Genomic DNA, 12,004 nt, shown 5'->3' with positions numbered 1-12,004 from the left:
ATTTCCTCCTAATCCCTAAGCTTTTTGCCAGTTAAAGTTAAGAATACATCTTCTAAATCTAAGGTTTTATAACCCATATTTCTAATTTCTATATTATTAGAAGTAAAAAAGTTAATAATGGAACTTAAATTTGATACATCTTTACTGGAGGTTATCAGTACTTTATTTTCATTTAAGGAATAACTTTTTACTCCCTTTATTTCCAAAAGCTTTTCTAAAACAGATTCATTAATATCATAGCCTTCAATTTCTAAAGTGGAGTTATCAGAAATTAAAGAGATTAAATCATCCTTAGTTCCCTTTGCTATTAGCTTTCCATTATCCATAATAACAATTTTATTACACAGCTGTTGAACTTCTTCCATGTAGTGAGAAGTATAAATAATAGTGCAACCTTCTTTATTAAGCTCCTTTGCCATATTTAATATATGATTTCTAGATTGAGGATCTATTCCCACGGTTGGTTCGTCCATAATTATAATTTCTGGCTTATGAGCTATGGCACAACCAATATTTAATCGACGCTGCATTCCACCAGATAGATTTTTACACTTAGTTTTTTTATGATCCTGTAAAGAGGTAAAATCTAGAGCATAGTTTAAACCCTCTCTCAAAGAAGCTCCCCTTAACCCATAAAGTTTTGCAAAAAAACTTATATTTTCTTCTACTGTAAGGTTTTCGTATAAAGATATGCATTGAGGTACTATACCCATACGAGCCTTAATTTCTGGTCCATACTTATAAAGAGATTTTCCAAAGATTTCTACATTACCTTTAGTAGGCTTTAGTATGGAGGTGATTATATTTATAGTAGTAGTTTTACCTGCACCGTTAGGGCCTAAAAGACCTAGAATTTCACCCTTTTCAATGGAAAGAGTTAAGTTATCTACAGCAATATTATCACCAAAGTTTTTAGTCAGGTTTTCCATATTTATTAACATTATAACAACCCCTTTTTAAGCTAAAAAATTATTAAGTATTTTCTAAAAATCTTATTGATATTTCTTAGCTGAAATTTAAATATAATTAGAATATCCTATAATTAAATTATATAAAAAACCTTTCCCACTAATAAGTGGAAAAGGTCATAACTTTATATGACTTTAGTCATACCTAAATTTTTCCTTTTAAATAATAAACTGCAATTTGGGTTCTATGCTTTAAATTAGTTTTAGTTAATATGTTTGTAATATAATTTTTCACAGTACCTTCAGAGATATATAGCTTTTCAGAAATTTCCTTATTACTTAAACCTTCAGCAATGGATTCTATAATTTCCACTTCTCTTTTAGAAAAATTATTCATATTAGGGTTAGGACATACTGGAGAAGTTTTAGAAAGAAGCTTATCTATAATTCCATTTTCCACTACGTCACTTCCATTATGAACTACTTTTATGGTGTTAATAATAGTATTAGGAGAATTGCTTTTTAACAAATAACCCTTAGCTCCATTCCTTAATGAAGAAGAAATATATTCATCCTCATCAAAGGTGGTTAATATAATGACTTTAGTTGATGTGACTTTACAAATCTCTTTAGTTGTCTCTACACCATTTAATTTAGGCATACGAACATCTAAAAGTGCCACGTCCACAGAGTTATTACAGCAATACTTAACAGCTTCCAAACCATTTTCACAAACATGTACAACATTTAACTCCTCATCCATGGATAATATAATTTTTAAACTTTCTCTTATCAGTGCATCATCATCACAAATTAAAATTTTAATACTCATAATAACTCCTATAATAAAAAAATATAAACTTTTAATAAAAAACATGATATCTTCAATTAATGTATAGTAGAAGATTAAAATTAATATGTATTAATTTAGCTCCATAGTATATAAATTAAATATTTCTATAAAAATCATTAAAAACCTTTATATAATAAAAATAAAATAGCGAGATTACCCTGGGGGATGGGTATCTACGCTATTTTAAAGTGGTTAATCTAGAGGGTTACAATATGGCTCAAACCATCCTTGAGGGAATTTACAAAGAGGACATACTTTAGGTGCAGTATCACCTTCATGTATATATCCACAGTTAGTACATTGCCATAGAGAATCAGAATCTCCTTTATACAAGGTACAGCTAAGTAATCGGTTGTAAAGAGCACGGAATCTTAAATCATGCTCAGCTTCCACTTCCGCAAGTTCTTTATAGAAGTCTGCGATTTCTTCGAACCCTTCCCTTCTTGCGACTTCTTCATATTCTTTATAAATTGCAGTTGCTTCAGCAGTTTCGCCCATAAAGGCATTCATTAAGTTTTCTTCTGTAGAGTTTACTTCACCTAAAAATTCTCCAAATACCCTTCTAGCATGGGCAAGTTCATTAAATGCAGTTTCATCAAAAACTTGGGCTACATAGTGAAGACCTTCACTTCTAGCTTTTTCTGCATATAATGTATATTTAGTGTTAGCCTTACTCTCACCAGTAAAAGTCTTTTTCAGATTTTTTTCAGTTTGGCTTCCGTAAAGTTCCATATAAATCTCCTAAAAAGTACTATCTATATATAATATATTAGTAGGTACTTTAAAGGTTACAAAAAATAGACTATGAAACAGTAAATTAAGTTTCATAGTCTATTTTTTATTTATGCACTCATCAATATCCATAATAAATCCTTACATAAAAATTTTACTCTTCATAGTAACTAAAACAATAAAATAAGCAATTTTTATAATGTGGTAGATCACTTTCAAGGATAACATGACCATTATCAGGCATCTTTGAATAGAATTTCTTAGTACCATCTTCAAATCTAATTTCTATAGTTCTAAGCCTTTTGAATAGTTCATTAGCTAGTTCATAATCAATAGGCTTAATTATTCTCCATGTATCATTTAGACTTACATGCTTATCTTTTGCAAGTTTTACACGTCTGTGAATGATAAATTTTTCTGGACCTCTAAGTTCTAAAGTATGACCTTCAGAATTAATAGCTCTGTAAGTAGGATGAGAATCTAAAGCTTGAAAAGCTTCTAAAGTTGATAAATTATATTCCATAATGTAATACCCTCCTTTAAATTATTTTTTATAATAAGTTTACTCTTAATATATGAGTATAATACTATAATTATATCATAATATGATTATAAATGCAGGTAAATATTAGAAAATATATTATCTTTAAATTTAAGAAACTTTAAAAAGTATAAACTAAAGATTTGTGGTTACTCTAATATTACAAAGGGGTGATACCGTGACAAATATGAAAAGAACACAAAATAATAAAAAAGAAGATGGACATTTTAAGAAAAAAAATATAAATCATGATCCTCAAGTAGAAAGTGCAAAAGCTGTATTTAATGGGCCTAAGGCTGAATACAATGGTCCTAAAGCAAAGGAACATGATCCAAAGGATTTTATAATTTAAAGTAAGAATTAAAAGGTATATCATAGTGATGAAAGTCATTAGGATATATCTTTTAAAAGTTTACAAATTACTCCTAATTTATATGTTATAATGTATAAGTAACAGTGTAAAAGTAAAAATTCCACATAATTTAGCAAAAATCAAAAGGATATGAATAATATATGTAGAATAAAATTAATGGTGACTATATTTTAGTGATAAAATGTATAATTATGTATAATAGGGGGAAAGAAGAGTGAAAAGAAGTAAAAGTCGTATTAGAAAGCTACTATGTGCAATAACTGCAGTGTTAACAATTACTATGGTATCTCCAGTTAGTAGATTAGCTGCAGCAGAAGATGGTGGCATAAGTAATACAGAAAATCAATTACAAACCATACTAAGTGAAAATGAAGGGGCTAATTTACAAGTAAAAAATGGATTATCCATTGATGTTGGACAAGCAATTGACCATACTAGCCTTTTAGCAGAAGAAGAAGCTTCGATTCCTTTTAAATTAAGTTCAAGAGATGAAAGTATAGTCAAAGTAGACGAAAATGGCAAATTTGTTGGGGTAGCTTCAGGGGAAACATTTATAACCCTTGAGAGTGAAGGCGGTACTTATGTTTATGAAGTAATCGTAAAAGATCCAACTAAAGAAGTAGCATCATCTAGAACTTTAACGGCAACCACTGCAAAAACTATTACAACTAACAGTAATTATAGGGTATTTATTGATGCTGGGCATGGTGGGAAAGATCCTGGAGCCTGTGCAAACGGATTACAAGAAAAAGATTTAACTTTATCTATAGCACTTAAGGTACAAAGGATTCTTCAAGGTAAAGGAATAGATGTAGTAATGAGTAGAACTACAGATAAATTTTTGGAGCTTAGAGAAATTAGTTCCCTTGCTAATAATTCAGGGACTGATGCCTTTGCGTCAATTCATATAAATTCTGCGACGACAACTGCTGCCTATGGTATTGAAACTTATTATTATCCTAATAGAATGGATTCAAAGCCACTGGCAGATTCTGTACAAAAACAATTAATAAGCAGTACAGGAGCTTATGATAGAAAAGTAAAGACTGCTGATTATCATGTGGTTAGAGAAACTAAAATGCCATCAATTTTAGCAGAATGTGGTTTTATAAGTAATAAAAATGAAGCAATTAAAATGAATACCAATGCTTATCAAGAATTATTAGCCAGTGGTATAGCTAATGGTATAAAAAATTATTTAAATGCTAATGTAACCCTTTCTTCAACCCCAGGAGAGAGAATATATGGAGCTACAAGATATGAAACTTCTTATTTAGCAGCAAAAAAAGGATGGACGACTTCAGATACGGTAATAATAGCACCGGGAATGAGTTATCCAGATGCCTTGTGTGCAGGACCACTAGCAGCAAAAAATAATGCACCAATTTTACTAGCAAAAAATGAATCTTTAAGCAATCAAAGTGAGTTGAAAAGCTTACTCTCTAGTTTAAAAGTAAAAAAAGCTATTATAGTTGGGGGACCGACTGTCCTTTCTACATCCTTTGAAAATGGAATTAAGTCTATGTCTATATCTACAGAAAGATTAGGTGGCTTAAATAGATATGAGACCTCTGTAAAAATTGCTGAAGCAGTGGGTACTAAGGGAGAAGTAGCAATTGCAACAGGCACAGGATTTGCAGATAGTCTTTCTATATCAGCTGTGGCAGGGATTAAAGGTATGCCAATACTTTTAACTAAAAATAGTGAATTCCCAAGCAGTGCTAGAAGCTACTTGAATAGTAAAAATATTACTAAAACCTATGTAGTAGGTGGTTCTGTAATAATATCAGATGCTTTATTTAAGACTTTTAAAAATCCAGAAAGGCTTGGAGGAAGCGATAGATATGCAACTAATGAGATAATTTTAAATAGATTTAAAGGCAGTTTAAATACTTCACAAATGTATTTGACCTTAGGGACTAATTTCCCTGATGCTCTTTCAGTGTCAGCTTTAGCTGCTAAAAACTCATCTTTTGTAATATTGCATAGTGACAGTGAAGTTAAAGGACCTACTATGAATATAGTTACACAAAATAGAGATAGTATAAATAAGATCTATGTTATAGGAGGACCACAATTAATAACAAGTACTGCATTAAGTAAATTAAGAATTAAATTATAAAAAAATTAATTTAAAGAAATGTCTTAACTAAGGGTTAAGGCATTTTTTTATTAAAAATTAACAGGTGTACACAAGATTTATATGGGCAAACTAATATAAACTTATTTTATTTAAAATATATTTTATAGAAGGGAGAAATGTTATGAGGAAAGTTATATATTTAATTTTAGTTTTATTATTAACTACTAATTTTCATGGAGCATTTGCCATAGATACACACAGTGATCCTGATTCCGTAGAGATATCTTTACCAAGAATGGTTAATAATATACTGAAAGATGAAGAAGGTGCCACAATAGAAAACGAGGAAAAGGTATATTCTAATAAGTATGTATCTGTAAATATCAATAAGCCCATTGTAAAGATTGCTAAAAATAAAGAAGCAGAAGGGATTATAAATAATAAGATATCAAAAAGAATTAATGACTTTGAAGAATATATAACAAAGTTATCTGTTAGAGACAATGAATATAATATAAAAGTTGGATTAGAACCAAAACCCTATGTAATTAATGTAAACAATAATGTGACTTATAATAAGAATAATATCCTTTCAATAACACTAAACCTATATAGTTATACAGGTGGAGCTCATGGATCATCAGTAGATGAGTCTTTTAACTTTGATATAAATACAGGAAATAGAGGAGTCATTGAAGATTTCTTGGGTAATAATAGGAATTATAATAAAATTATTTTAGACAATGTGAAAGCTACTATAAATAAAAATCCTGAATTATATTTCAAAGAAGCTGTAGATAAACTAAATGTAATCCCTTATAATCAAAAATTTTTCTTAACAGATAAAGACTTAGTTATATATTTTGATGAATATGAAATTGCTCCCTACGTAGCAGGTATTCCTAAATTTTATATACCCCTAAGTAAATTTCCTAAAGGTTTAAATAAAGTAAATATTCAAGTGGAAGCCCCAATAATAAAAACAATAAATTATGAAGAAAGTAGTGAAGATTTTAACCAGTATTTATGTTATCCTAAAATTGAAAATATGATAAACAAGGATATAGAGATGAAAATTAATAACTATATTGAAGAGGAAATTTTTAAATTTATAAAAGATATAAAGGCATCAAACACTCAAAATAAGGATTCCGACAAATATGTAAAAGGAGTTACCACATACTACAAGAGCTTATTTAAAGATAAAAATAGCATAATTTTCTATATAACCTATTCAGGAAATAATAGAAGGGATGAAAATATTTTGTTAAACAATAAAATATATGAGGTAAACTTACAGAGTGGAGAAATTAAAGTAAAGAATCAGTAGATAATTAGATTCTATATATTAAAATCTAATGAGAGGAATTTTAAAAAAATCATATAATTTTAATTATAAATTCAATTAAAAATTTAAATAAAAATGTTGTAACACATTGGATATATGACTAGTAATATAATAAGTGAAGCATTCAATTTCGGAGGAGAGTATGCAAAATAAAACTAGTCGTAACATAATAGGTCCTGATTTAAATGAATATAGGGGCGATGTAAATTATACTCTACTTGCAACACAAACCCCATATGCTTATTTACGTGGTTCTGGTTATGGTACTGGTAGATTTAGAATAGACAGAAAATTTATTGAGTATGTAAACGGATTAAGAAATGTGGGAGTAAAAACAGGAGCATATCACTATGCAGTACCTTCCACAGATTTAACTACCGCAGATGTTCAATGTGATGGATTTATAGACATATTACAACAAGCTTATGGACCAGGAAGATATGGAGATCTATTCCCTGTAATTGACATTGAAGCACCACTAGATAAATCTATATCTACAGATGCCTTACTAGATTGGGTAGACAGATTTAGAAAGAGATTTGAAAGAAAAACTAGAAGAAAAATGATGTTATATACTGGAGCATTTTTTATTGATTTATATAATAATTTCTACCATACTAAGAAAGGCTTTATTCTAGCAGATATGCCTCTTTGGATTGCTATGTATCCAGAATTACCAGCAAATCCTCCATATCCAAGAGATCAAGGTGGATGGACTAGATGGAGAATGTGGCAATTTACTGAAAATGGAACCATGCCTGGAGTAAATCCACCAGTAGACTTAAACTATGGACCAGAAAATTTAGATTTATTAACGCAACCTAGAAGTGTAAGAGATTTTAGAGCAGTAGCAACAGGCCAAGAAATAAGAATGAATTGGACTAAAAATACTGATATAGATTTAGGTGGATATAATATATTCATAAACTCCAACTATGTAACCACATTAGGCAGAGATGCTAACTCCTATGTTTTAAAACTAGCTAACAAACCAAGTCTAGGAGAAAGGTATATAATGTCTATTGAAGCCTTTGATACAGACGGAGATTTTTCACAAGAGAGAGCTAGTGCTAATGTCACCTTTGGTAGGGAGATAGTATTTAATAATGAAAATCCCCATGAATGTCAATGTAATAACAGATGGGATGTAGATGATTATACTGATGTAAAATCTGTAGAATTTAAGGATCCTGTAGATAGTTTAGCAAAAAGATTTATTAAACCTATTGAAAGAAAAGAAAATTTTGATATCTATGATGACTTTGTAGAAACAGATGATGAATTTGATGATATTTTATATATGAAGAGATTAGAAGCTGAAAGAGCATATAAAAAATATTATGATAATAGGGAATTTAGGGATAAATTTGGTCTTTCTGAAATTAATAGAGAGTGTAGAATAGAGAATCCTTATAAAAAGTTAGATGAAAAATGTGAAAATCCTTGTCCAAGATGTAATAAAAACTATGAGGATCATCACGAGGAATATGATAAGTGGAATGAAGATCAGTATGATGATATTGAAAAAGAAATCCATGATGACAATGATATAAATGATATAATAGATAGAAATAATTTTAAAGAACACATAGACTATGAAGAAATAGAAGCAAAATGTATAGAACAAGAAGAAAATGATATTTTATTAGAGGATGTTGATAATAGTAAAAGATATGAAAAACCAGTATATGATGACATCCTAAGAGAAGAATATGAAGGAGACCGTCGTAGATTAGAAAATCGTGATCCAATAAGTTATAAGGTATGTGAGGAATGTGTGCAGCCTAAGAGCAACTGCATGAAGTGTGAATATTTACTTCAAAACATGTATCTAAATAATTGTGATTATGGACACAAACATCATAAAAAGAAATACTATGATTATAAAGAATTTGATGAATGTTATCCAAGTAAGAAGAAGAGCAAGAAGAAGAAAAAACATCATAAAAAACATCACAGATAATTAAAAAGTCCACTTTCTTTTAAGAAAGGTGGACTTTTAATACATATTATACTTCTTTTGGTGTATCCGTAATAGGTTCAGTTTTTATAGCATACTGAAAAGCACCTTCGTCACTATCTTCATATTGTTTTATGTCAGGAAAAACTTCATAATCAATTTCAGAATCTTCACCACAGTGACAAGCATTTAGATTTTCTTCATAGTCATCATCTAAGAAGCTACATTGACATAGGTCTGAATCTTCATCTCTATCTTCATCTTCATTTGAATCACCCTTCATAAGAGCCTCACTTATAGACTTTATGCTCTTGTTTGAAACGGCATTTACAATTTTATCTACAACCACAACAGCACCTACAATAGCTAAAGTATTTGTTATTAATTTTTTAAAATTCATAATATCATTCCTTTCTTAAGATTCCCATTTAGTTTATGTATAATATGAGAAATTATATCTAAATATTTATTAAAATATTTTTTTAATATTTTTTATTGCATTATATTAGTTTTTGTGCCTTTATTTTTTTCATAATAGACTCTAGATTAAACATATGACTTTGAAGTATGTTAAGATTCTTACCTAAAGTCATGCTTCTAGTTATTATACCATCAAATAGATCCGATTCCTTTTGAGTAAGAGAATCCTTAAACTTCCCTCGTTGTTCAAAGTCGAGTTTTTCAAATTCTACAACAATGTGATAACAATACTCTAATAAATTGCCATTAATATGATTAGCTCTATTTTTATAATTTCTTTTACAAACTAAAAATCCAATAATAATTATAATAATTACAACAACAAATGAATACATGAGCACAAAGCCTCCTTTTTAGCACACATTAATAAGTATAGGCTAAGGATAAGTTCCTGTAAAGAAAATTATTCCTAATATATAAAATATTTAATATTAGAATAGTTGTAATAACATTTTTATAGCTACCGCAAGGGACATAGTAACAAAAATAGGCTTAATAACCTTTGAACCCTTATTAATAGCTAACTTTGTTCCAAGCTTAGCTCCTAATATCATAAATACACAAACAGGTATACCAATTAGGTAATTTATGTTACCACTAAAAGCAAAGGTAACAAGAGCAGCAATATTACTAACAAAATTTAAAACTCTAGCATTGGCTGAAGCTTTAAGAAAATTAAAACCTAAAATATTAATAAGACCAAAGATTAAAAAGGAGCCTGTACCAGGTCCAAAGAATCCATCATAGAATCCTAGTAAAAAAGCAAAGATTATAGAAATAGTCATATTCCTTTTATTTAATCCCTTAAAATTATCCTTTTCCCCAATGGATTTAGAAAAGAATGTATACACACCTATGGCAAGAACTAGCACAAGAACTAAAGGTTGAAGAAAACTTTCATCCAATAGAAGTACAGCCTTAACGCCTAAAATAGAGCCTATTAAAGTGAAAGGTGCTACTATTTTAAGAAACTTAAAATTGCAGTTACCTGACTTTATAAAATTAATAGAACTAGTAAGAGAGGCCATAGAAGCTGTAAACTTATTAGTTCCAAGAACCATGTGGGGAGGCAAACCAGCTATCATATAAGCAGGAACGCTTATTATCCCACCACCACCAGCAATGGAATCTACAAAGGCTGCCAGAAAACCTGCAAAGCATAAAAAAATAAAAGTAAGTGTATTCATAATTCCTCCAGAAATTTAAATTCAAAAGCTTCATATTAAAGAATATATTATAAATTTATGAAGCATAATCTACTCTTATATTATAAGGGGAAAAGGAAGAAAAAGAAACAGCATTACTTTATTATTCATAAAAGTACCCCATAGGCCAGGAGTAAAATTCCTTACCCAATGGGGCATAGTTTATTTATTTTTACACATTAAATTTTCTTCCCATAGTGGTTCAGCACGTTTAGCCCAAGTTTCACCATAGTCTATAGTTTTAGCTACTAAATCATCTACATTTTCAGGATCTACATACTCTGTAGACTTAGCCCCAGAAGCCTTAACCATCTCTGCAATCTTTGGAGCATTATCAAGAATTGGGCAAGGTCTAAATTGATTTTTATTAAAAGGTTGATTCTTTTGGTATTCCATAAACAGTGGCTGTCCTAGAGCTTCAATTAAAGGAACTTCCTTTATATTGGCACTGGAGTAGTGACAGAATACACAAGGTTCCACATCACCATTAGCGTTAATATGGCAGTATCTTCTTCCACCAGCCACACAGCCACCAACATATTCAGCATCATGCCAGAAATCCATATTAAAGATTGGTTTAGTTGAGCGCCAACCTCTTATAGTACGATAAAGTTTTTCTCTTTGATCAGGATTAGCCATTAAGGAAGTATCTGTTTTGCAGCCTATAGGCATAAAAGTGAAGTACCAAGAGAAATAAGCACCCATATCTATCATCATATCTATAAACTCTTCAGATAAAACGCTGTCACAGTTATTAGTTGTAAAGCAAGTTGAGAATCCAAAAGGAACTCTATTTTCTTTCATAAGAGCCATAGCACGAGTAATATCCTTCCAAGAACCATCACCACGTCTTGCGTCAGTAGCATCATCAAAGCCTTCAACACTAATAGTAGGAACTATATTTCCAACTTCACATAGGTCTTCACAGAAAGCCTGGTCAATTAAGGTTCCATTAGTAAATATCATAAACACACAATCATTATGTTTCTTAGCCAGTTTTAAAATATCATTCTTTCTAACTAAAGGCTCACCACCAGTCATTATATAAAAGAAGATACCTAAATCCTTACCTTGAATAAGTAAACTATCTAATTCATCGTAGCTTAAATTTAAAGCCTTGTTATAATCAGCAGCCCAACAACCAATACATTTCTTATTACAAGCAGTAGTAGGATCTATAAGTAGAGTAAAGGGAATTTCATATCCATACTCCTTAGATTTTTTCCTAGATTCACTCCAACCTCTAATAGAAGAATTAAGAAGGAAGTTACTAAACACAGTCTCTAAAATATGAGGATTCACTTCTTTGGCTAATTTAGTCATAAGCTCTACCCAGTTATTATCCTTCTCCTTTAAAAATCCTTCAATGGCATCATATTGAGGAGTATATAAATTTTCTGTATCAAACTTCCTTAACCAATGAACAATTTTCTCAAAGTTTTTCTCAGGATTTTTCTTTAAGTATCCAAGTCCCTGCTTTAAAGCAGCCTTTTCAATTTTATATTTTACATTTAACATAAG

Annotated in this window: 11 protein-coding genes and 1 pseudogene; 4 read left to right on the top strand and 8 right to left on the bottom strand. The window is 30.0% G+C overall.

All coding sequences use genetic code 11. From position 1 onward, the window contains the following. Positions 1-8: 8 nt before the first annotated feature. The 4 genes from IO99_RS13340 to IO99_RS13325 all read right to left on the bottom strand — a co-directional run bounded on the left by IO99_RS13340 (position 9) and on the right by IO99_RS13325 (position 3,016). The gene (locus IO99_RS13340) at positions 9-941 is read right to left on the bottom strand and encodes an ABC transporter ATP-binding protein (protein ID WP_341349096.1); all 933 of its coding nucleotides are present in this window, start codon (positions 939-941) and stop codon (positions 9-11) included. A gap of 172 nt (positions 942-1,113) precedes the next feature. Beyond that, on the bottom strand, positions 1,114-1,740 hold the full coding sequence (locus IO99_RS13335) for a response regulator transcription factor (RefSeq protein WP_035134249.1): 627 nt from the start codon (positions 1,738-1,740) through the stop codon (positions 1,114-1,116). Between the two features lie 213 nt (positions 1,741-1,953). After that, the gene (locus IO99_RS13330) at positions 1,954-2,493 is read right to left on the bottom strand and encodes a rubrerythrin family protein (RefSeq protein ID WP_035134247.1); all 540 of its coding nucleotides are present in this window, start codon (positions 2,491-2,493) and stop codon (positions 1,954-1,956) included. A gap of 154 nt (positions 2,494-2,647) precedes the next feature. Further along, entirely contained in the window at positions 2,648-3,016 is a 369-nt protein-coding gene (locus tag IO99_RS13325; protein ID WP_035134245.1) for a hypothetical protein, read from the bottom strand. 205 nt (positions 3,017-3,221) lie between these two features. Here IO99_RS13325 and IO99_RS19855 point away from each other — a divergent pair. The 4 genes and pseudogenes from IO99_RS19855 to IO99_RS19760 form a co-directional block, all read left to right on the top strand. Then, positions 3,222-3,326, top strand: a pseudogene (locus IO99_RS19855) (CPC_1213 family protein); the annotation flags it as partial. Between the two features lie 295 nt (positions 3,327-3,621). Beyond that, positions 3,622-5,529 (top strand): N-acetylmuramoyl-L-alanine amidase, encoded by a 1,908-nt coding sequence (locus IO99_RS18485; RefSeq protein WP_051824124.1) that lies wholly within the window; start codon positions 3,622-3,624, stop codon positions 5,527-5,529. 142 nt (positions 5,530-5,671) lie between these two features. Next, positions 5,672-6,820 carry a DUF3298 and DUF4163 domain-containing protein gene (locus IO99_RS13310; protein WP_035134243.1) on the top strand — a complete coding sequence of 383 codons (1,149 nt, stop codon included), beginning with the start codon at positions 5,672-5,674 and terminating at the stop codon, positions 6,818-6,820. A gap of 160 nt (positions 6,821-6,980) precedes the next feature. Continuing rightward, the gene (locus IO99_RS19760) at positions 6,981-8,801 is read left to right on the top strand and encodes a GH25 family lysozyme (protein WP_084178182.1); all 1,821 of its coding nucleotides are present in this window, start codon (positions 6,981-6,983) and stop codon (positions 8,799-8,801) included. Between the two features lie 46 nt (positions 8,802-8,847). On the opposite strand, the gene IO99_RS13300 is transcribed toward IO99_RS19760, so the two are convergent. The 4 genes from IO99_RS13300 to IO99_RS13285 form a co-directional block, all read right to left on the bottom strand. Next, the gene (locus IO99_RS13300) at positions 8,848-9,198 is read right to left on the bottom strand and encodes a hypothetical protein (RefSeq protein WP_035134242.1); all 351 of its coding nucleotides are present in this window, start codon (positions 9,196-9,198) and stop codon (positions 8,848-8,850) included. Positions 9,199-9,298: 100 nt separating this feature from the next. Continuing rightward, complete coding sequence (locus IO99_RS13295) at positions 9,299-9,613, bottom strand: hypothetical protein (RefSeq protein ID WP_035134240.1); 315 nt, start codon at positions 9,611-9,613, stop codon at positions 9,299-9,301. Between the two features lie 96 nt (positions 9,614-9,709). Next, positions 9,710-10,465 (bottom strand): TSUP family transporter, encoded by a 756-nt coding sequence (locus IO99_RS13290; RefSeq protein ID WP_035134238.1) that lies wholly within the window; start codon positions 10,463-10,465, stop codon positions 9,710-9,712. Between the two features lie 180 nt (positions 10,466-10,645). Beyond that, entirely contained in the window at positions 10,646-12,001 is a 1,356-nt protein-coding gene (locus IO99_RS13285; protein WP_035134235.1) for a radical SAM/SPASM domain-containing protein, read from the bottom strand. Between the last annotated feature and the right edge of the window lie 3 nt (positions 12,002-12,004).

The sequence above is a fragment of the Clostridium sulfidigenes genome, assembly GCF_000732635.1.
Taxonomy (GTDB): Bacteria; Bacillota; Clostridia; order Clostridiales; family Clostridiaceae; genus Clostridium_J; species Clostridium_J sulfidigenes.
This window is presented reverse-complemented; position numbering and strand designations above follow the sequence as displayed.

Coding starts and splice junctions, on each gene's coding strand:
- IO99_RS13340 (WP_341349096.1), bottom strand. CDS start 941: ATGTTAATAAATATGGAAAACCTGACTAAAAACTTTGGTGATAATATT.
- IO99_RS13335 (WP_035134249.1), bottom strand. CDS start 1,740: ATGAGTATTAAAATTTTAATTTGTGATGATGATGCACTGATAAGAGAA.
- IO99_RS13330 (WP_035134247.1), bottom strand. CDS start 2,493: ATGGAACTTTACGGAAGCCAAACTGAAAAAAATCTGAAAAAGACTTTT.
- IO99_RS13325 (WP_035134245.1), bottom strand. CDS start 3,016: ATGGAATATAATTTATCAACTTTAGAAGCTTTTCAAGCTTTAGATTCT.
- IO99_RS13310 (WP_035134243.1), top strand. CDS start 5,672: ATGAGGAAAGTTATATATTTAATTTTAGTTTTATTATTAACTACTAAT.
- IO99_RS19760 (WP_084178182.1), top strand. CDS start 6,981: ATGCAAAATAAAACTAGTCGTAACATAATAGGTCCTGATTTAAATGAA.
- IO99_RS13300 (WP_035134242.1), bottom strand. CDS start 9,198: ATGAATTTTAAAAAATTAATAACAAATACTTTAGCTATTGTAGGTGCT.
- IO99_RS13295 (WP_035134240.1), bottom strand. CDS start 9,613: ATGTATTCATTTGTTGTTGTAATTATTATAATTATTATTGGATTTTTA.
- IO99_RS13290 (WP_035134238.1), bottom strand. CDS start 10,465: ATGAATACACTTACTTTTATTTTTTTATGCTTTGCAGGTTTTCTGGCA.
- IO99_RS13285 (WP_035134235.1), bottom strand. CDS start 12,001: ATGTTAAATGTAAAATATAAAATTGAAAAGGCTGCTTTAAAGCAGGGA.